Below are 19,996 nucleotides of genomic sequence, written 5' to 3'. Positions count from 1 at the left end.
CCGATCAGAGATCAACAGAGAGCAGGATCCGATGCCTCAGCCCATACGCGTAGCTGTGAATGGTTACGGCGTGATCGGGAAGCGGGTTGCAGACGCGGTGCGCCTCCAACCCGACATGCAACTGGTCGGAATCGGTGACATCACCGCTGACTACCGTGTCAAGACTGCGGTGTCCCAGGAAATTCCTGTGTTCGCTGCGACTCACAAGTCGGAAGCCGCCATGCGGGATGCAGGTTTTCCGGTCGCTGGACATCTTCATGATCTGCTCGACCAAGTCGATGTCGTCGTCGATGCCACCCCGTCTGGGTTCGGAGCCTCTAACTTCGACCACTACCGCGAACACGGCGTCAAGACGGTATTTCAAGGTGGTGAAAGCCACACTCTGCCTGGTCATTCATTTGTTGCCCACGTGAATTTCGACACTGCCAGGGGGAGGGATGCGACGCGCGTCGTGTCGTGCAACACGACGGCGGCCGTCCGGACACTTGCCGCCCTGCGAAATGCCGATTTGCTCTTACGTGCTCGGGGGGTACTGATCCGGCGCGCTACTGACCCCTGGGAATCCGATCACTCCGGCATCATGAACACAGTTGTCCCGGAATCATCGATCCCGAGCCATCAGGGGCCCGACGCTCAGACGGTGATCCCGGAACTGGACGTGTCCACAATCGCAGCTAAGGGATCTCACACCCAAAATCATGCGCACTTCTGGACGATCGATCTGACGCGAGCTGCGGATAAGGACGAAGTCCTCCACGCCCTCCGTGCTATGCCGCGAATCGCGTTCATTCGCCACTCGGAGGGGGTAGTCGCACTCAACAGCATCATCGAGTTGATGAATGACATCCACCGTCCGCGCGGCGACATGTACGAAGTTGCTGTGTGGGAGGACATCCTCAAGGTTCAGGGAAAGGAACTCTTCTTTGTCTCTGCGGTCGACAATCAGGCCATCGTGATTCCAGAGAATATTGATGCCGTGCGCGCCCTATCGGGCCGGAGCACAGGCGAGCAGTCGACGAGCATGACCGACGAAGCCCTCGGTGTGAGAGCCGATTTCTTGTGACATGACTCATCGCTGACCCATTCGCGGCCGGTATCCTTGCCCTGTGGGGTGGGTGTTACCGATGACCGCGGGTTTCATCCGGATGTCACGGTTACCATGGTCCTTGTACTTTATGTGCGACGCATCGACCGCCCTCTTAAATTCGATACGCGCTCCGTTTGGGAGTGCTTGAAGTAAGGACATACCCATGACGGAGGCAAACGAGCCTCACGCCCATCACCACGGCTATATTGAGGACAAGAAGGCCTATCTCCAGCGCATGAAGCGCATTGAAGGTCAGGCACGCGGTATCGAGAAGATGATCAATGAAGAGCAGTACTGCATCGATATCCTCACCCAGATCAGTGCCCTCACTCGCGCGATCCAGGGCGTCGCCACGGGTCTACTCGAAGACCACCTGAAGCATTGTGTTCTCGATGCCGCAAAACTTGGTGACGAAGCAGCAAGTGCAAAGATCAAAGAAGCCACCGACGCGATTAACCGACTCGTCCGCTCTTGAGGCGGTCGCCTTTGATTTTCACAGGTGCCAGACCCGCCGTTCCGAGATGACGCAGCGAGGTCATGATGAAGGACCAAGGACACGCCCTCGGGATCGTCGATATGCAGCATGCGCAACACGCCACCGCGACTGGGACCCGAATTCGGGCACCAGTCGCGGCCATCTCTTGGACGAGCGGGAACCCTATTTAGCGGCGTGATGTGTAGCTGTGGCAACTAGGCTGCCACACGGCACAACACTTCGTTCTCATCATCGGCCCCAGTCACGCCTCATATGAGATCAGGCCGTCCATGCCACCCTCAGCGTGGTAGATGTTGTGGCAGTGGAATAACCACTGGCCAGGATTGTTCGCGTCGAAATCGACGGCAAGAGTTTCCCCCGGTAGCACGATGGACGTATCTTTGCGAGGGCCACCATCAAGTAGCTGGTAAGTATGGCCGTGTAGGTGGATGGGGTGCCACATGGTGGTGGTGTTTTCGAACAGCAAACGTACGCGCTCTCCTGATCGAATGCCGCGAGTGCTTCGTTCCACCTGTGCGGGGTCGAAGGGCACGCCGTCAAATGCCCAATTGAACTTTTCCATCGACCCGGTCAGCTTCACGGCGATCTCCCGGTCTGGCGTTTTCCGTGGCAGCGCGACGCTCTCCACCGCACGGAGGGCGGCTCCGACGCCGATGTTGCGCCTCAGTTCGGGCAGCACGACGGTCGAGTCCGGCGCACCTCCGGTCCCGGTGCGAACGAGGGCGAACGCGCGTTCGCCCTTGCCTTCGGCTTCTGCCACGAGGGGGAACACACCGTCTCCGAGGGTCACCAGCACGTCGTAGCGCTCGCCCATTGCTAAGAGCACCCCGTCGACTTCCACAGGTTCCACGGGAAATCCGTCGGAATGGGTAATGGTCATGCGGTGACCGCCAAGAGCGACGCGAAATGCCGTATCGGATCCGGCGTTGATCATACGAAGCCGCACGCGCGTTCCGGGGCGCGCGGTATACGTCTCCGGGTCTGCGGGCGGCCGCCCGTTGATAAGGTAATGCGGGTAAAAGACGTCGCCCGAGTCGCCGCCTAAGAGGTCCGAGTTCGTGCCCATGAGCATGTTACCCATCCGCATGACATGCCCCTCCATGCCCGGCATCGGGGCCATCCCGCCACGAAGGTCTTCGAGCACCTCCGGTGGGGTTGCGGTTACTCCGTCGAGCCAGTCGTCGAAGACGACTACCCATTCCTCATCGTAGGCGAGCGGTTCGTTCGGGTCGTCGATAATCAGCGCACCATAGAGACCGCGATCGAGCTGCGTCCCGACGTGCGGGTGGAACCAGTAGGTACCGGCGTCAGGCGCGATGAAGCGGTAGGTGAACTCATCGCTAGCCGCGACGGGGTTTTGTGTGATGCCGGGGACACCGTCCATGTCGTTGCGCAGTGCGAGACCATGCCAGTGGATGGTGGTCTCCTCGGGCAACCCGTTGATAAGGGTCGCTTCGATGGTGTCGCCGACGTTCGCGCGGATGATGGGAGCGGGAATCGAACCAAAGCTCCACGTCGGAACCTGTGTCCCGGCGAGATCCAGTGTCGTCGCCTGCGCGCGCAACGACGTTGTGACCACGCGTCCGGTGGAGTTCCGGGCTGTCTCCGCGCTACCGACCGCGGCGGCCGTCGGCGAGATGTACCGGGGGGTTGGGGCGCACCCCGCCAACAGGACTGCCGCAGCACCCGCAAGTCCAGCGCCGAGCGCGGCCCGGCGGGTTAGGGGCAGCGCGAGAAATCGTCGTTCGTACATAGGGGAAGCTCATTTCGTCGATCAGTGATCAGATGTGGCGGACGTCGGGCGCGAGACTGCACCCCAGTCACGCCTATCTACGATCGATCGACAGCACGAGCCGGATTGGGAACGTTCGGACCAAGATTCCCGGGCCGCCCCGCACGAGAACGCGCGGGCATGGGTGCGTAACAATGCCACGTCGGAACGGCAACAGGCGCAGGCCGAGGCCCAACGAAACAAGCACGAAGAGAATGAACACCGCGAAGCCCAGAAACGGTCCGGCTCCTCCCTCGGCCTGATCCATAAGCATCGGATCAGTCGGTGCCAAGTCGTCTTGAGCTGACGAAACGACCAGGCTCGTTGCATACACACCGGTGAGAGGCTCGTCCAGTTCGTCGCCGGGGGTCTGGGCAGCGTCGGTCGAGAAGGCCGTCTCAGCGGGTACCACGCCGGCGTGTGCCACCATGGTGCGCGTGTCGTTCATCCCGTGCATGAGGACGAGTGTGACAAACACCGCTGCCAATGCCACCAGCGAGACAATCGCAGTGTGCACTGAGATCGCTCTTCGGCGTGATGCGGCGCCTCTGAACCCCATGTGGTGACCCTCCTCTTCAGTCATGATACCCCCTACTGGTATTTGCGAGCTCAAGATCAGAATCGAAAACTCATCCGTGACCGGGCGGGCCGATGGTTCCCGGCGCAGCCGGGATAACAGCTGACGTTCAAGTTGTTGCACCCTCCGGAATTTTGGCTTGGATTCGGAGAGCCCGTTCTCGTCGAGGTATCCAGCCGGTCTTTTCTCACGGCTACTCAGGCAGTCCCACCGTCCTGGTGCCCTGCCAACTGGAACTCCTCTTGTTCCCCTCCCGAAAGGGTGACGTATCTTCCACGGACCCCGATTTGGACAGGCGAAGCGGTACTGGGCCGCAGCCTAATTGCAAGATTCTCGGTACTCAGAACAACGTCTATGAGGTGTCCGCGGTAGTGAATCTGGAACTCGACTTTTCCCAGGTGGGCGGGCAACTTGGGGGCAAAGAAGAGCGCATTGTCTTCGATCAGAAGCCCCGCGAATGAGCGGACAATAATGTCGATTGTCCCTGACATGGCCCCTAAGTGGATTCCTTCGCGCGTAGTGCCGCCCTGGGTGTCGTCCAAATCGGCGACAAGCGCTTCGCGGAACAAGGCCCAGGCCTGGGATTCATCGAACCTGCTGAGAACCGAGGCATGAACGACCCGGCTCAGCGTGGATCCCTCTGAGGTGCGGGAGATGTAGTAGTTTACGGTTCGTTTCAAGTCAGCTTGGCTGAGGGGATACCCGAGCCGGTTCAGCTGGCTGACCACGCCGGTCGGTCCCAGCAGGTAGATAAGCATCAGCACGTCGGCTTGCTTGGCAAGCTTGTAGCGGTTCGTCGAATCGTTTTCGGCTTCCAAGATCAGGTCTAGCCGCCCGATGTTGCCATACTTCTTTCGGTAGTGGGGCCAGTCGAGTTCGATTAAGTCCTCGTACCCATCGAACTGGCTGATGACTCCGTCGGCATGGAATGAAACGGCGAGCGAGCCAGCTAGCCGCGACCAGTGGCTAATCTCGTCGGGGGTAATCTGGAGCCGGTTAATGAGATCATCGGCCTGGTGCCCCGCTAATTCCGCCAGTGTGTCGGCCGCCCGATCACACACCCAGGAAAGCAGAACGTTGGTGTACGCGCTATCAGTCAGGCCTTCCCCCGGCGCATCGGGGTAGCCGTCGTGGTACTCGTCTGGGCCCATTACTCCTGCCAGGCGATGCCGGTTCGCGGCGGCGTCGAATGTAACCATCGACCCGAACATCCTCACTACCTCGATGATCAGCTCGCCGCCGCGCGCGGCCAGCCACTCTCGATCTCCGGTGCCCTGGAAGTATTGCCACGCGTTGTAGGCGATGGCGAGTCCGACGTGCCGCTGCCGGCTAGAGTTGTCGGGCATCCAACGCGCTGACCGAGTGTTGTAGATCCAGCGAGGAGTCTCCTCTCGTCCGTCGCTGGCGCTCTGCCAGGGAAACAGCGCCCCCCTCAGGCCCTGTGCCTGGGCGGCCGCTCGCGCCGCGTCCATCCGCCGCCACCGGTATTCCAACAGGGCACGACTCACCTGCGGAAGGCGCGACCCAATCACAGGCATGACGAAGAGCTCGTCCCAAAAGACGTGTCCGCGGTAGCCTTCCCCATTCAATCCCCGCGCAGTAACGCCGGCATCCAGAAGCGCGCTGTGTTCCGAGATTGCCTGCAACACGTGAAATACGTGCAGGTTGAGGATTAGCTGAGATTGGCAGTCTGAGTCAAGGGTGATTGCGTACCGGCTCCAAAGGCGGTGCCAAGCCGCTTCGTGATCACCGAGCAGCGCGTCAAACCCGACGCTGTTGCGGGATAGCTCCGCCAAAACAGCGGTCGCCGGCGACGAGATGGCACCGTCCCGGGAGGTTGCCACAGCCACCGTCTTGGTCATCGTGACGGGATCTCCGTCGACCAGACACAGATCGAACTGCCGCAGGTACAGTCCGTTGTTGTTTTCGGCGTCGTGGGGCGTCGCGTCAAGGCCGTCAAATTCGGTTCGCACCGCGAGGGCGATGCCCACTTGGCTCTGGTTTGTCTGGACATCACAGAAAACGATGTTGCCATCCGTTTCGCTGAAGACGGCATTCTTCAGATGAACGTCGCCTGTGCCGGCATAGTCGCGAACGTTGGTATTGGTCACCCGTGCGTCGATGCCAGTGCGGATGCTGACTAGGCCGTTGAAGCCCTGTGCTGTCAGTGTGGTTTCAAGGGCAGCCAGGTGGGGATTGTTCATTGAGACCAGACGGCGCTGTACCACCGTAATATGTCTCCCTCCCGAGCCGGCAAGCGTGCAGTAGCGGGTCAGCAGGCCGCGGCGCAGGTCAAGGTCGCTCCGGTCTTCCAGAACATCGAGCTCGCCCGTCGACCACCAGGGACCGTTGCCGAGACGAACGTCCACGGGCAACCAGTTGGGAACATTGACCAGGTGTTCTTCTTCCATCTCGCGTCCGTGGATGATGCCAGCCGTGCGGTTGTAGACACCGGCCAGGTAAGTGCCTGGATAGTGGATTCCGTCGGCGCTTCGCTCCGGGCGCGCCCCTCTCGTCGCCATATAACCGTTGCCCAATGCGGTGAGGGTCTCCCGGTGGCCCTCGTGGGCCGGATCGAATCCTTCGTAGCTCAGCGTCCAGGGGTCAGTGCGCGAGGCGCCCAAATCCAGTTGGCTGACGTCTGCCAAAACTACGTCGGCGCCTGCAGCCTCCAGTTGTTCTCGATCTCCCGTCCGGTCGATTCCCACCACGAGTCCGAACCCGCCGCTGCGTGCTGCGCGCACTCCCGAGACGGCGTCCTCAATGACTGCGACTCGCCGGGGCGGCACCCCAAGTCGCCGGGACGCTTCGAGAAACATGGCAGGGTCAGGCTTGCCGGGTAGGCCCAGCTCCCCGGCCATTCGGCCGTCGACTATCGCGTCGAACGCCCCGTCCAATCCCAAATCAGCTAGCAGCATAATGGCGTTTCGGCTAGCTGTGACAAGGCCGACGGCGACCCCACCTGTGCGGAGACGCTCCAACAGTGCGACGGTTCCGGGGTAGGCCTCGACGCCGTCACGCGCCAATGCGGCTAGGAACAGTTCGTCTTTCCGGGCAGCGAACCCCGCCACGGTCCATGCATCCGGGGCATCGCCGGGTGATCCCCCAGGAACTTGGATGCTACGAGAGGCCAGGAAAGCGAGGATGCCGTCCGCTCGGCTCCGTCCGTCTACATAAATCCGGTAATCCTGATCAGGGTCGAATCGGGAGTCCGGCTCGGCACGAGACCTGGGGTCCGCCAGGACAGTGTCGAATAACTCCTGCCAAGCTGCCGCATGCATGGTGGCCGTCTGAGTCACCACTCCGTCCATGTCGAACAGCACGGCGTCATAGGGCACTGCGGTGGGGTGACTGGAACGCTCGTGTGGAGGAAGCCCACCAGAAAGAGAAGCGGTCATGCTAGGCGGGCTCATCCAATGCTTCCTGCTCGCGCTGATTGACCGGTCCGGGGGCCACCGTCCACTGCCAATTCTTGATTTCTGGCATGTCTTCCCCGTTGGCAAGGATGTACTGGCGATGTTCAATGAGCTTGTTCTTGAGTTCCTCACGAACATGCGCCGATACATCCTGAAGGCTTGTCACCCGGTCGATCACGCTGATTGCCAAGTTGAAGCGGTCGATCTGGTTCAACACGCACATGTCAAACGGCGTCGTGGTGGTGCCTTCCTCTTTGTATCCGTGCACGTGGAAGTTGCCGTGGTTGGTGCGCCGGTAGGTGAGACGGTGAATTAGCCACGGGTAACCGTGATAGGCGAAGATCACGGGTTTGTCCGTGGTGAACAGGGCGTCGAACTCTCGGTCAGCTAGACCGTGTGGGTTGTCGGCCTCGTGTTGCAGTCGCAGTAGATCGACGACGTTGATTACCCGGATGGAGAGGTCGGGGAAGTGCGAGCGCAAGATGTCTACGGCGGCGAGGGCTTCCATGGTGGGGACGTCTCCGGCGCAGGCCATAACTACGTCGGGTTCCACATGTGAGTCGGTGCTGGCCCAGTCCCAGATCCCGATGCCCTTTGAGCAATGCGCGATGGCGTCTGCCATGTTCAGGTACTGCAGCTGCGGCTGCTTACCCGCCACAATGACGTTGACATACTGGCGGCTACGCAGGCAGTGATCGGCCACGGACAGCAAGGTGTTTGCGTCCGGTGGCAGGTATACCCGCACGACCTCGGGCTTCTTGTTCAATACGAGGTCGATGAACCCCGGATCTTGGTGCGAGAACCCATTGTGATCCTGCCGCCACACGTGCGACGTCAGGAGGTAGTTGAGCGAAGCGATCGGCCGACGCCACGGAATGCCATTGGCCGTGTCCAGCCACTTAGCATGCTGATTGAACATCGAGTCGACAATGTGGATGAATGCCTCGTAGCAGGAGAACAACCCGTGCCTGCCGGTGAGTAGGTAGCCCTCGAGCCAGCCCTGGCAGGTGTGTTCGGATAGGATTTCCATCACTCGTCCATCAGGAGCCAGGCCATCATCCTCGGGAACGGTGTTCGCGTTCCAAGCACGATCAGTTGCTTCCAGGACCGCTGAGAGGCGGTTGGAATTGTTCTCATCCGGGGCGAAGACGCGAAAGTTGTCCTGGTTTCCGGACATCACGTCCCGCAGCATCTGCCCGAGTACGCGTGTTCCTTCCACCGCCCCGGTGCCAGGTTCTCTTACTGCCACGGCGTAGTCGCGGAAATCTGGCATTCGCAAGTCTCGCAGCAGAATTCCCCCGTTCGCGTGCGGATTGGCGCTCATCCGCTTTGGCCCTGCAGGGTGGAAGTTGCGAATGGATGCGACAGGGGCTCCGGTCTCGTCGAAGAGTTCCTCCGGGCGATAACTACGTAGCCACTGCTCCAGGACCTTGCGGTGGTTCTCGTTTTCCCGAGCGGCGCCGAACGGTACCTGGTGGGACCGCCACGAGCCCTCGACCTTTTTCCCTTCGATCTCGGCCGGACCTGTCCACCCCTTGGGGGACCGAAGAACGATCATCGGCCACCGCGGCCTTTCCGTTTCACCGAATTCTCGGGCGCGGCGTTTGATCTCCTGAATCGCATCTAAACAGGAATCTAAGACGCGGGCGAACTCCTGATGCATGTGTTCCGGGTCGTCCCCCTCAACGTAATACGGTGTGTGGCCGTAGCCGCGCAGTAGACTGTCTAATTCGTCCCTGTCGATTCTGGCTAGCACCGTGGGGTTGGCGATCTTGTAGCCGTTCAAATGCAGGATCGGCAAGACAACGCCGTCACGGACGGGGTTCATGAACTTGTTCGAGTGCCAGCTCGCGGCTAACGGCCCGGTTTCGGCTTCGCCATCGCCCACCACAGCCGCAACGATCAGGTCCGGGTGATCAAATGCGGCGCCGTAGGCATGGGACAGTGCGTACCCCAGTTCCCCGCCTTCGTGAATGGATCCGGGAGTTTCGGGGGCGACGTGGCTGGGAATACCGCCGGGGAAGGAGAACTGCTTGAACAGCCGTTGCATACCGGCCACGTCTTGAGACACATTGGGGTAGATCTCGCTGTAGGCTCCCTCCAGCCATCCCGCCGCGACCGGACCGGGGCCACCGTGCCCGGGCCCCATGACGTAGATCATGTTCAGGTCGCGTTCCATGATGCTGCGGTTCAAATGTGCGTAAATGAAATTCAGCCCGGGGGTCGTGCCCCAGTGCCCCAGCAGCCGCGGCTTCACGTGCTCCGGCAACAAGGGCTCCCGGAGCAGCGGGTTGTCCATTAGGTAAATCTGTCCTACGGACAGATAATTAGCCGCCCGCCACCAGGCGTCAATTTGCTGCAGTTGGTCGGGGGTCAGCGGGGGAGCTTGCTCCGAATGTTTCTGGGTGGCATTCATGGCATTGAACCTTTCGCTTTTCGGCAACGGGGGAATTGGTCACGCCGAAACCCAGCATGTCTGCCGCTGAGTGCTCAGGGTCTTCATGTGGGACCAATCGGTACCTGTGAGAGCAAAGGAGCTCGACGTCGTTTCCAGCGCATGCTAACCGGGACTTCTTGGACCGCAGCAATGGGGCTCATGCCGACCACCATAGTACCCTGTGGGGGTACTTACAACCGCTAAAACGTCCAGAAACCGCGTGAACTCGGCACCCCCCGAGCGAGGAAACTGCGTGCTAGTACTTTTCTGGAATACGGACCTTTCATAGGCCGGAGTAAGAATGTAGCCCCGAGAAGAACTGATTGACGATTGCGAAGTTGAAGATCACCGCGAGAAAGCCGAGTAGTGCCCCGTAGAGTGGTGTAACGATCCCGGCCAGCAAACGTAAGCGTGGCCACCGGGATCTTCCTTCGAGGAAACTCTCACATCCCACTCGAAAGGTGTCACACCGATGACCACTCCCTCTATTGTCGACCCTGTCACTGTCCTCGCCAACGCTCTGGGCGACGCGTCTCCTGACCTGATGCGTACTCTGCTCCAAACCATGATCAACACGCTCCTCTCTGCAGAGGCCGACGCGGTCTGCGGTGCCGAGTACGGCAAACCCTCTCCCGAGCGCCTCAACTCTCGCAACGGATACCGCACCCGCGAGCTCGATACCCGTGTGGGAACCGTGGATGTCGCGATCCCGAAGCTCCGCTCCGGCACGTACTTCCCCGAGTGGCTCCTCGAGCGCCGCAAACGCTCAGAAGCAGCGATGATCACCGTCGTCGCTGACGCCTACCTCGCCGGCGTCTCGACGAGACGGATGGACAAGCTCGTGAAGACCCTCGGCATCCATTCCCTGTCGAAGTCGCAGGTTTCCCGGATGGCCGCCGATATGGACGAGCACGTGCGCGAGTTCCGCACGAGACCCCTGGGCGACTCAGGGCCCTTCACGTTCGTCGCGTGTGACGCGCTCACGATGAAAGTTCGTGAGGGCGGGCGCGTGATCAACACTGTTGTGCTCGTCGCGACCGGGGTGAACGCTGACGGGCACCGGGAAGTCCTGGGCATGCAAGTGGCGACCGCAGAGACCACGATGGCATGGAACACGTTCTTCGCAGACCTCGTCGCTCGCGGCCTCACCGGGGTGAAACTCATCACCTCTGACGCGCACGCAGGCCTCGTGGAAGCGATGCGGGCGAACTTCCCCGGGACGTCGTGGCAGAGGTGCCGCACACACTACGCCGCGAACCTGATGGCAGTGACCCCCAAGAGCATGTGGCCAGCGGTCAAAGCGATGCTGCATTCCGTGTACGACCAGCCTGATGGGACAAGTGTTGAGGCGCAGTTCGATCGGCTCCTGGACTACGTCGAGGGCAAGCTCCCTGAGGTGTTCGACCACCTCGATGCTGCCCGGGCTGACATCCTCGCGTTCACCACGTTCCCGAAAGATGTGTGGCAGCAGATCTGGTCGAATAACCCAAACGAGCGCCTGAACCGCGAGATTCGCCGTCGCACTGATGTCGTTGGGATCTTCCCAAACCGCGACGCGATCATCAGGCTCGTCGGGGCGGTCCTTGCAGAACAGTCCGACGAATGGGCTGAGGGACGCCGTTACCTCGGTCTTGACGTCCTCGCGAGGTGCCGCCTCACGCTCGTAGACACCGAAACGATCGAGCACCATGCTCTTCCCGAGCTCGAGGCCGCAGCATGAGCACCGATGCCCGAACTACTGGGCGGCACTACGTCGCCGCGAACGATCTCCCCGCCAGCATCTGCGACCACAACGAAAACTAGCCCCACAACCTTGAAGGATCACGAAACGGTTACACCACTCCACGGGACTTGACCGAAAGCCGATGATGCTCAGCCAGGCTGAGCGACTTCCGCGCCAACCGCGGGTAGCGCGGGCATGGATATACCCGGCGTAGAGAACCCAGATCACAAATGTCCAGACTTCCTTGACGTCCCATCCCCAGAATCGACCCCAGGAAGCCTCCGCCCAGATCGCTCCTGCGATAAGTGTGAACGTCCAAAACACAAAGCCGATAATCGCGAGTCGGTACGCAAGGTTTTCAAGCCGAGTCGCTTCAGGGATTCCACGTAGGAATTTGAACGCCGGCAATTCCGAGGAGGTGAGCTGTGCTTCTCGTCGGGTCTGGAGGAGTTGGAGTGTTGAAAGACCAAAAGACAGAGTGAAGAATCCGACTGCGAGCACGGCCACCGCAATATGGATCACCATCCAGTAGGTGTCGAGGGCGTCTTGAAGTGGAACGATGGGCACGTAGTAATTGATCTTCGTGAGACCAAGGAAAAGTACTGCAAGTCCAGTAACGAGGGCACCCAGGAAATGAATATCGACGACAAATTGCACCGCGATAAAGATGAGGACAGCCGCGAGTGTTGCAGTCAGTGCGAATTCGTACATGTTTGCCCAGGGCATACGTTCGGCACCAATTCCCCGCAGCACTGTCGCTGCGAGATGAAGTAGCCCGCCCAAGATGGTGAGTGAGAGCCCTATGCTGGCGGTGCGTGAGCGCACATCCACCGCATTTGTGCTTGCGCTTCGATTGGCTAGATCGACGACATAGAAGACGAACGCGATCGAATACACGATCATCGCCGAATAGAGGGCCATTGTTGAGTATTGTTCGAGAGTCTCCACGATTCCTTAGCTTTCTTCGTTTACTTGCGCCTCACCGGATCGTTCAGGTTTGGCGAGATAATTGTTAGATACGTTCGCGATGCGACTTCAGTAAGTCAGCCACCGCGTGTTCGAGCGTGGGATCATCACCTCTGGAAAGCGCCGCATACTGGAGCGTCACACCGGTTGCTGACGGAATCGCTTTCACCCACACTCTCCTTCGTGGCACAAACAGCGAGGTAAGAAGTCCGGCTGTCGCGGTGATCGCGAAAACCAGAATCCAAACTTGTGTGGGGTGGATCACGACATCGAAGGCCGCATATCTGGGAGCTGCGTCAAAGGTCACCGTTCCCGCTTCGTTTGGAAGGTCGACCGTTTCACCGATCGTGAGTTCCAGGGACTCGACGTCTGTATCTCGCCCTGTGCGCTGCTCCATGTTCGACGTGTCCAGTGAATACACGGACTGCGGTATGCCCTCATTAATCCCCAGGTCACCTTCAAAGACATCGAGTGTGAGTATCGGGTTTTCCAGATCCGGATAGTTCGAGGTGTATGCGCCGGTGTCGAGCAAGGCTTGCGTGGGATAGAAGAACCCTCGAAGTCCAAGTTGCGTCTCCAACCCGTCGGGGACTTTTACGACTCCGAGGGAAGTGAAGTTCGAATCCTGAGGAATGAACGGAACCGATTCGCTGAAGACGACTTCCCCTGAAGGGCTGCGAACTGTAATCGTCGGTGCATAACCGTTGGCCAGCAGGTATATGTTCGAACCGGCATAGCGCATCGGCTTGTTCACAAGAACGAGATCCTTTTGAGGCTCGCTGCCATCCGCCGGAAATACTGTCACGAAGGCCTCATGCTCAAGCACTTGACCAATGGCATGCCGATTGCCGTCATCTGGCGTGACGAAGTGTACTTCCAGATCATCAAGTTTGATCCCCCAAGGGACCAAACTTGCCTCATCAAAGTACGTGCCGCTTGTCACGGAGTCATAGTCAATCAGTGCGTTCGCCATACCGGTTTCGCCTTCGATGAGCACCTTCTGGCCATAGAAGCTAAATGCACCACCAATCGCCACACAGACCAGCACGCCAACCAGGCCAAGGTGGAAGACGAGGTTGCCGGTCTCGCGAAGATATCCACGTTCTGCCGAAACGGAGTACTCCTGAGTTCCGCGCACCGTTCTCCGTTCGACCAGAGCGCGGTACCGTTGTGACTTCAGAATTGTTGCCGCTTCAGCAATTGTGTGCTCGGCAAACTTCTGGCGTTCCTCGCTATTTGCCGTGCGGTTCGTGACCTGAAGTTCAGAGAACCCAGCCATTCGCGAAAGTCTGACCGGTGTCTTTGGCGGTGCCCCACGAAGCGCGCGCCAGTGATGAATGATGCGTGGTAATACGCAACCAATAAGGGAGATAAACAGCAGTAGGTAGATGGCTGAAAACCATGCTGACGCATACACGTCGAAGAGCTGAATGGGGAACGAATCGAGAATCGCAAAGAGCTCTGGATTGCTTTCTTCCCACTGTATGACACCATTCGGGTCCGCACTCCGCTGCGGAAACAAAGACCCTGGAATTGCTGCGATGGCAAGCATGAGTAGGAGAAGTAGTGCGACTCGCATACTGGTGAGTTGTCGCCAGAACCATCTGAGCCAGCCGGTAATGCCCAAATCTGGAGATTTTACTCGAGCTGTTGCGTTGGGATCAAATGTGCGCGGTCCGTCATCGAAATCAGAGGGGCGTGACATATCCGCCAATCACCGCCTGCAGAGCGTACATCATTTTGGTCCACAATCCAGAGACCATGAGTACACCGATCAAGATCATAAGTATGCCTCCGGTGAGGTTTACTATGCGAATGTGTTGCTGCACGAACTTCGTTACGCCAGTCACCCAGCCGAATCCGAAGGCGACGAGTATGAATGGAAGACCGAGCCCGGCGCAATAGAAGAGGGCAAGCACCACTGATCGAGATACTGAACCTTGCTGCAGGCTCAGCGCCATGATTGTGGTGAGGGTCGGCCCAAGACAAGGAGTCCACCCGACCGCAAACACCACACCCAAGAGTGGGGCACCGAGAATTCCGCCCCGTGGCTTCACCTTCATTCGCATGGTGCGCTGCATTACTTCGAACATGCCGATGAAGCCGAGCCCCATGGCGATGACAAGCACCCCCATGATTCGGGTGATGAGCCCCTCCCACTCGACGAGCCACAGTCCGACCGACCCCGCGAGTGCCATCATCGCGACAAACACGGCGGAGAATCCAGCGATGAACAACACCACTCCGAGTACAACCCGGCGGCGGCTTGCTCGTGTCCCTGCATCCACACCACTCACGCCACCGACATATGCCAAGTATCCGGGCACAAGTGGGAGCACACACGGCGACGCAAAAGAAATGATTCCCGCGAGAAGCGCAATTGATGCGGCAATCAACAGCTGACCGTCAGCAACGACCTCTTGAATCATTGCGATTCTCCGGACGTGTCGCGCGTGCCTTCAGCGAGAGTCTCAGTGATGAGCGCGCGCATTTGCGAGACCCCCGCAATCTGACCGATCACACGGTGCGCAACGCGCCCCTCAGCATCGAGAACCAGAGTCGTGGGAACAGCATTCAACGGCGTGTGAGCCGCGAATGCGCGTTGCACAGCGCGATCACCAAGCGTGTCGAGAATCGAGGAGTACTCGATGCCGAACTCCTCAGCGAACGCCACCGCCTGTGCCTTCCCGTCACGAGTGTTCACACCAAGGAACTGAACACCTTGATCAACAAATTCTTCGTACGCGGACACGAGATCGGGTGCCTCCGCGCGGCACGGGGGGCAACCCGCATACCAAAAATTCACAACGGTGACGGAACCGGTGAAGTCGGCTTGAGTGACAGATTCACCCCACTCAGTGACACCTTCAAACTCGACTGATCCTGTGCGGTCTTCCGGTGGAATACTCGTGGTGGATCCATCACCGGAGACGTACCCTTGGTCTGACGCGTTCTGCCCCTGTTGATTAAGTGAACTGCCCGGTCCGCCGGAGCTGCAGCTTGCGAGGGTAACGAGCGCAACAACCGCGACGACAAGAGCTCGTGTTGCCCGACCGGCATAGGGCGTTATCACTGGTCCACCTTCTTGCGCACCAACTGGAGGGTCGTGATGCAGGTGGGATCATCGCTTGAGACTGTGGAAATCGGCGTGGTCGCCGAGTGCCCGTCAACCTCCACCGAAAGCGTCGCCTCAATGCCTCGCGGTAGCCACAACCCCAAGAATCCGTTATCGAATGTGCTGCGGGTGTCATCAATTAGGGTTTCGCCGGTTTCAGCGTTTGTTACTTTGACGTCAACTTCGGTGTTCTGAAGTTCACCCACACACGTGGTGAGACTGTGGTAATAACAGTCATGTGTCTGCGTTTGATAGGGCGCAACAGAAACGTAGAACTCGTCAGCCGGTGCCTCAACGCTCGTTTCTTGTTGCTGCTCGTCGGTCAGGATCAACTCATCGGGACGGACTGAAGCGATCAAATCCGTTGGACGGTCTGCTAACGGCATCGAGTCGAGTTGTTCGATGATCTGTTTGGCGTCGAGCCCCATGAGGTTGTGCTTGGCCAAGATTTCATCATTCACGGTTGCGCTGACCTCGCTGGGAACTGGTTCAGGACTAGCGATTGCACATCCTGCAAGAAGAAGAATTGCGAGTGAAAGTGGAGTAGCAGCAAAGATGGTGAACTGCTTTCTGAACCTGGTTGTGTGTTCAAACAGCAATGACATGTGTGTTCCTTACAAGTGGGATGAGCAAGTCAGGCTCAGTGGGCTTGCACGAGAGCCAGGAAAGGGGCAGCGATGTGAGAGGAATCTGTATCTCACAGGTATCTACGCCCTGAGTTTCAAGATGTTGCTTGCGAGCGGGTGGGCTTCTTGAGCGCTGACCTGCTCTGACATGCATCAGTCGCATACTTCGCTGTTGCGAACGGCACGAGAGTAGTGCCCCGTAGAGTGGTGTAACGATCCCGGCCAGCAAACGTAAGCGTGGCCACCGGGATCTTCCTTCGAGGAAACTCTCACATCCCACTCGAAAGGTGTCACACCGATGACCACTCCCTCTATTGTCGACCCTGTCACTGTCCTCGCCAACGCTCTGGGCGACGCGTCTCCTGACCTGATGCGTACTCTGCTCCAAACCATGATCAACACGCTCCTCTCTGCAGAGGCCGACGCGGTCTGCGGTGCCGAGTACGGCAAACCCTCTCCCGAGCGCCTCAACTCTCGCAACGGATACCGCACCCGCGAGCTCGATACCCGTGTGGGAACCGTGGATGTCGCGATCCCGAAGCTCCGCTCCGGCACGTACTTCCCCGAGTGGCTCCTCGAGCGCCGCAAACGCTCAGAAGCAGCGATGATCACCGTCGTCGCTGACGCCTACCTCGCCGGCGTCTCGACGAGACGGATGGACAAGCTCGTGAAGACCCTCGGCATCCATTCCCTGTCGAAGTCGCAGGTTTCCCGGATGGCCGCCGATATGGACGAGCACGTGCGCGAGTTCCGCACGAGACCCCTGGGCGACTCAGGGCCCTTCACGTTCGTCGCGTGTGACGCGCTCACGATGAAAGTTCGTGAGGGCGGGCGCGTGATCAACACTGTTGTGCTCGTCGCGACCGGGGTGAACGCTGACGGGCACCGGGAAGTCCTGGGCATGCAAGTGGCGACCGCAGAGACCACGATGGCATGGAACACGTTCTTCGCAGACCTCGTCGCTCGCGGCCTCACCGGGGTGAAACTCATCACCTCTGACGCGCACGCAGGCCTCGTGGAAGCGATGCGGGCGAACTTCCCCGGGACGTCGTGGCAGAGGTGCCGCACACACTACGCCGCGAACCTGATGGCAGTGACCCCCAAGAGCATGTGGCCAGCGGTCAAAGCGATGCTGCATTCCGTGTACGACCAGCCTGATGGGACAAGTGTTGAGGCGCAGTTCGATCGGCTCCTGGACTACGTCGAGGGCAAGCTCCCTGAGGTGTTCGACCACCTCGATGCTGCCCGGGCTGACATCCTCGCGTTCACCACGTTCCCGAAAGATGTGTGGCAGCAGATCTGGTCGAATAACCCAAACGAGCGCCTGAACCGCGAGATTCGCCGTCGCACTGATGTCGTTGGGATCTTCCCAAACCGCGACGCGATCATCAGGCTCGTCGGGGCGGTCCTTGCAGAACAGTCCGACGAATGGGCTGAGGGACGCCGTTACCTCGGTCTTGACGTCCTCGCGAGGTGCCGCCTCACGCTCGTAGACACCGAAACGATCGAGCACCATGCTCTTCCCGAGCTCGAGGCCGCAGCATGAGCACCGATGCCCGAACTACTGGGCGGCACTACGTCGCCGCGAACGATCTCCCCGCCAGCATCTGCGACCACAACGAAAACTAGCCCCACAACCTTGAAGGATCACGAAACGGTTACACCACTCCACGGGACTTGACCGGCACGAGATCAGGACTCAGAGTTGTCATGCGTTCAAGCAAGCATCCTGCCAGCGAACAACAACATTGCGACCGCCGTTGGACGAGGAGGCATGTCACTTCTGGAAATCAATGATTGACTGCCAAAAGTCGATAAAAATCAGGTACGACTAATGCAGAGAACGTCGAGGGAAGGTGTGCTGGGTCGATAGTTCGTGATCGCTCGCAATACGGGATGAACCCTAACGATGCGAAGCAAATGTAAACGATGCCTGGCTGGCAGAAGCAATCCGACGAAGAGTGCCAGTAGCGCGAGTACGCATGCTGCGGTCAAACCGAAATGAGCACCGGATGGCGCACAGTTTGCACAACTCATTACGTCGGTTGCACTCGACGCATACAGAGCAGAGCTGCCTGTGCTGACCACGTCAGTCTGCGAAACTGCGGTGGCCACAGAGGTGCTGTTCACCGGAGCGTCTCGGTTAATGTCGATGGCGTTTATCGGGAGGCACCCCAAAATGAGTGCAGCCAGTAGAGTCACGGCAAGAAACACAGCTTTAAGAGCAGCGACAAATCTGCTCTTGTTGCGTATGCTCCCTGTAGATCTCATCTTTCGTACCATATCGGTCCAATCTCAACCGATCCTGGGCCCCAACCAGGCGCATCTCGCTCTTGTTGTTACAGAGAGTCGGGTGATCGACACTTTGACGTTGGTGCATGATGGCAGAGCAGATCCAACAATCTGATTGGCCAATTCAGCTCCGAATAAACGTGGCCCCTCGTCGCGACAGTCTGCAGACTCTCAGCGCACCAAAACTCATTGTTGCTATTGTGTAACGGTGAAAGGAGGCCGGATGAACATGCAGCGACTACAGCGCGACCCAGGTAATCCGTCCTCCGTGCGTCCCCTGCTCGTAGTCCTGAGTGCTGTGCTGATGGTCATCATTGGTCTCCTTGGAATGCACACACTCAGCGCGGGGTCAGCTAGTCATGGCGCAGGTGCGGGAAGCCACGGAGCCGCGACCCTGATCGAGGCCCCGTCATCGTCTGGGCACTTGAATATAGGCGCGCCTGGCAGCGCGAAGCTGAATTCCGGAGCATGCGACGACGCCTGTCAGTCGTCTGCTTCACAGCCAGTTCAACACACCGACGTGATGATGGCGTGTGTACTCGCTCTCATTGTTGGCTTTATTTTTCTCTTGCCGATCGCCGCCATGTATCGCACGCGCATGCATCAGGGGCAGTCCCGTTTTGTGTTGATGCAGCTGAGGCGTCTCTCACTGCCTCCTCGACCGCCTTCATTAATCGTTCTCTCTATCAGTCGCACTTGATTCGGGTGTGCCGACGTATACGTCGGCACTGATGCGCAGCCATACTGCTGCGGTTCATCAGCAACCCATATTCACTGCGAACGAAAAGTTGAACAATAATGAAAAAACTCCCACTAGTGCTCGGTACGAGCGCTATGGCACTGGCGCTTGTGCTTACCGGATGCAGCGCTGAAAGCGATAACGGTTCGAGCTCACCGGAGTCCTCGGAATCATCCGCGGCTTCCGCCAACAGTGCTGACGAAACTTTCGTCACGATGATGATTCCGCATCACCAGCAGGCCGTCGAAATGGCTGACATCGTGCTCGACAAAGAAGGCGTCGACCCTCGTGTCACTGAACTCGCTCAGCAAGTTAAGGAAGCACAGGGCCCAGAAATTGAGCGCATGCTCAGTTGGCTGGACGACTGGGGCGTTGAATACGACCCAAGCAGCGGCAGCATGGACGGCATGGAGGGCATGGAGGGCATGGATCATGGGTCCATGGATGGCTCCATGGATGGCATGATGACCCCCGATGATATGTCTGCGCTGGAGAATGCGGATAGTGCAGGAGCCAGTCGATTGTTCCTCGAACTGATGATTGTTCACCATGTGGGTGCCGTCGATATGGCGCGCGCTGCTCTAGAGGACGGGCAGCACCCCGATGTGCTTGAGCTCGCTCAGCAGGTCGTCGACGACCAGACCACTGAGATTACCGCAATGGAAGAACTGCTCACGCAGCTCTAGTCGGTCTAGACGTCACCCTTCGACCCTGTCGAACTAGCGTGACAACCTCATAATCCGTCGTAGCG

At 59.0% G+C, this 19,996-nt stretch carries 15 protein-coding genes; 6 read left to right on the top strand and 9 right to left on the bottom strand.

The window, feature by feature from the left end; genetic code table 11:
- Positions 1-31 precede the first annotated feature (31 nt).
- On the top strand, positions 32-1,063 hold the full coding sequence (locus ACTNFJ_RS06160) for a type II glyceraldehyde-3-phosphate dehydrogenase (protein ID WP_435905530.1): 1,032 nt from the start codon (positions 32-34) through the stop codon (positions 1,061-1,063).
- 187 nt (positions 1,064-1,250) lie between these two features.
- Positions 1,251-1,562, top strand: coding sequence for a metal-sensitive transcriptional regulator (locus ACTNFJ_RS06155; RefSeq protein WP_435905529.1), 312 nt, complete (start codon positions 1,251-1,253; stop codon positions 1,560-1,562).
- A gap of 262 nt (positions 1,563-1,824) precedes the next feature.
- On the opposite strand, the gene ACTNFJ_RS06150 is transcribed toward ACTNFJ_RS06155, so the two are convergent.
- The 4 genes from ACTNFJ_RS06150 to ACTNFJ_RS06135 all read right to left on the bottom strand — a co-directional run bounded on the left by ACTNFJ_RS06150 (position 1,825) and on the right by ACTNFJ_RS06135 (position 9,763).
- On the bottom strand, positions 1,825-3,336 hold the full coding sequence (locus ACTNFJ_RS06150; RefSeq protein ID WP_435905528.1) for a multicopper oxidase family protein: 1,512 nt from the start codon (positions 3,334-3,336) through the stop codon (positions 1,825-1,827).
- 73 nt (positions 3,337-3,409) lie between these two features.
- A complete protein-coding gene (locus ACTNFJ_RS06145; RefSeq protein ID WP_435905527.1) occupies positions 3,410-3,937 on the bottom strand; it encodes a hypothetical protein in 528 nt (175 codons plus the stop codon).
- Positions 3,938-4,128: 191 nt separating this feature from the next.
- The gene (locus tag ACTNFJ_RS06140; RefSeq protein WP_435905526.1) at positions 4,129-7,329 is read right to left on the bottom strand and encodes a beta-phosphoglucomutase family hydrolase; all 3,201 of its coding nucleotides are present in this window, start codon (positions 7,327-7,329) and stop codon (positions 4,129-4,131) included.
- Position 7,330: 1 nt separating this feature from the next.
- Positions 7,331-9,763, bottom strand: coding sequence for a phosphoketolase family protein (locus ACTNFJ_RS06135; protein WP_435905525.1), 2,433 nt, complete (start codon positions 9,761-9,763; stop codon positions 7,331-7,333).
- 493 nt (positions 9,764-10,256) lie between these two features.
- Between ACTNFJ_RS06135 and ACTNFJ_RS06130 the strand changes: the two genes are divergently transcribed.
- Positions 10,257-11,504 (top strand): IS256 family transposase, encoded by a 1,248-nt coding sequence (locus tag ACTNFJ_RS06130; RefSeq protein WP_444711774.1) that lies wholly within the window; start codon positions 10,257-10,259, stop codon positions 11,502-11,504.
- 15 nt (positions 11,505-11,519) lie between these two features.
- Here the strand turns inward: ACTNFJ_RS06130 and ccsB are convergent, their stop codons facing one another.
- The 5 genes from ccsB to ACTNFJ_RS06105 form a co-directional block, all read right to left on the bottom strand.
- On the bottom strand, positions 11,520-12,455 hold the full coding sequence (ccsB, locus tag ACTNFJ_RS06125) for a c-type cytochrome biogenesis protein CcsB (RefSeq protein ID WP_435907719.1): 936 nt from the start codon (positions 12,453-12,455) through the stop codon (positions 11,520-11,522).
- A 64-nt stretch (positions 12,456-12,519) separates the two neighbouring features.
- The gene (resB, locus tag ACTNFJ_RS06120; protein ID WP_444711802.1) at positions 12,520-14,025 is read right to left on the bottom strand and encodes a cytochrome c biogenesis protein ResB; all 1,506 of its coding nucleotides are present in this window, start codon (positions 14,023-14,025) and stop codon (positions 12,520-12,522) included.
- A 136-nt stretch (positions 14,026-14,161) separates the two neighbouring features.
- The gene (locus tag ACTNFJ_RS06115; RefSeq protein WP_435907720.1) at positions 14,162-14,902 is read right to left on the bottom strand and encodes a cytochrome c biogenesis CcdA family protein; all 741 of its coding nucleotides are present in this window, start codon (positions 14,900-14,902) and stop codon (positions 14,162-14,164) included.
- Entirely contained in the window at positions 14,899-15,546 is a 648-nt protein-coding gene (locus tag ACTNFJ_RS06110; RefSeq protein ID WP_435907721.1) for a TlpA disulfide reductase family protein, read from the bottom strand. The genes ACTNFJ_RS06115 and ACTNFJ_RS06110 overlap by 4 nt, the downstream gene beginning before the upstream one ends.
- Entirely contained in the window at positions 15,543-16,193 is a 651-nt protein-coding gene (locus tag ACTNFJ_RS06105) for a CueP family metal-binding protein (RefSeq protein ID WP_435907722.1), read from the bottom strand. Before ACTNFJ_RS06105 ends, ACTNFJ_RS06110 begins: the two co-directional genes overlap by 4 nt.
- 319 nt (positions 16,194-16,512) lie before the next feature.
- Between ACTNFJ_RS06105 and ACTNFJ_RS06100 the strand changes: the two genes are divergently transcribed.
- From ACTNFJ_RS06100 to ACTNFJ_RS06090, 3 genes are all read left to right on the top strand, one after another.
- Positions 16,513-17,760 (top strand): IS256 family transposase, encoded by a 1,248-nt coding sequence (locus ACTNFJ_RS06100; protein WP_444711774.1) that lies wholly within the window; start codon positions 16,513-16,515, stop codon positions 17,758-17,760.
- Between the two features lie 969 nt (positions 17,761-18,729).
- Complete coding sequence (locus ACTNFJ_RS06095; protein ID WP_444711801.1) at positions 18,730-19,206, top strand: DUF6153 family protein; 477 nt, start codon at positions 18,730-18,732, stop codon at positions 19,204-19,206.
- Positions 19,207-19,304: 98 nt separating this feature from the next.
- Entirely contained in the window at positions 19,305-19,931 is a 627-nt protein-coding gene (locus ACTNFJ_RS06090) for a DUF305 domain-containing protein (protein ID WP_435907425.1), read from the top strand.
- The last annotated feature ends 65 nt before the right edge of the window (positions 19,932-19,996 follow it).

Source organism: Leucobacter shiyiweii (assembly GCF_052446065.1).
GTDB lineage: Bacteria > Actinomycetota > Actinomycetes > Actinomycetales > Microbacteriaceae > Leucobacter.
Note: the sequence above shows the minus strand (reverse complement) of the source record. Positions and strands in the feature narration are given on the sequence as shown.

Coding starts and splice junctions, on each gene's coding strand:
- ACTNFJ_RS06130 (WP_444711774.1), top strand. CDS start 10,257: ATGACCACTCCCTCTATTGTCGACCCTGTCACTGTCCTCGCCAACGCT.
- ACTNFJ_RS06115 (WP_435907720.1), bottom strand. CDS start 14,902: ATGATTCAAGAGGTCGTTGCTGACGGTCAGCTGTTGATTGCCGCATCA.
- ACTNFJ_RS06140 (WP_435905526.1), bottom strand. CDS start 7,329: ATGACCGCTTCTCTTTCTGGTGGGCTTCCTCCACACGAGCGTTCCAGT.
- resB (WP_444711802.1), bottom strand. CDS start 14,025: ATGCTTGCCATCGCAGCAATTCCAGGGTCTTTGTTTCCGCAGCGGAGT.
- ACTNFJ_RS06090 (WP_435907425.1), top strand. CDS start 19,305: ATGAAAAAACTCCCACTAGTGCTCGGTACGAGCGCTATGGCACTGGCG.
- ACTNFJ_RS06155 (WP_435905529.1), top strand. CDS start 1,251: ATGACGGAGGCAAACGAGCCTCACGCCCATCACCACGGCTATATTGAG.
- ACTNFJ_RS06160 (WP_435905530.1), top strand. CDS start 32: ATGCCTCAGCCCATACGCGTAGCTGTGAATGGTTACGGCGTGATCGGG.
- ACTNFJ_RS06150 (WP_435905528.1), bottom strand. CDS start 3,336: ATGTACGAACGACGATTTCTCGCGCTGCCCCTAACCCGCCGGGCCGCG.
- ACTNFJ_RS06100 (WP_444711774.1), top strand. CDS start 16,513: ATGACCACTCCCTCTATTGTCGACCCTGTCACTGTCCTCGCCAACGCT.
- ACTNFJ_RS06135 (WP_435905525.1), bottom strand. CDS start 9,763: ATGAATGCCACCCAGAAACATTCGGAGCAAGCTCCCCCGCTGACCCCC.
- ACTNFJ_RS06105 (WP_435907722.1), bottom strand. CDS start 16,193: ATGTCATTGCTGTTTGAACACACAACCAGGTTCAGAAAGCAGTTCACC.
- ACTNFJ_RS06145 (WP_435905527.1), bottom strand. CDS start 3,937: ATGACTGAAGAGGAGGGTCACCACATGGGGTTCAGAGGCGCCGCATCA.
- ACTNFJ_RS06095 (WP_444711801.1), top strand. CDS start 18,730: ATGAACATGCAGCGACTACAGCGCGACCCAGGTAATCCGTCCTCCGTG.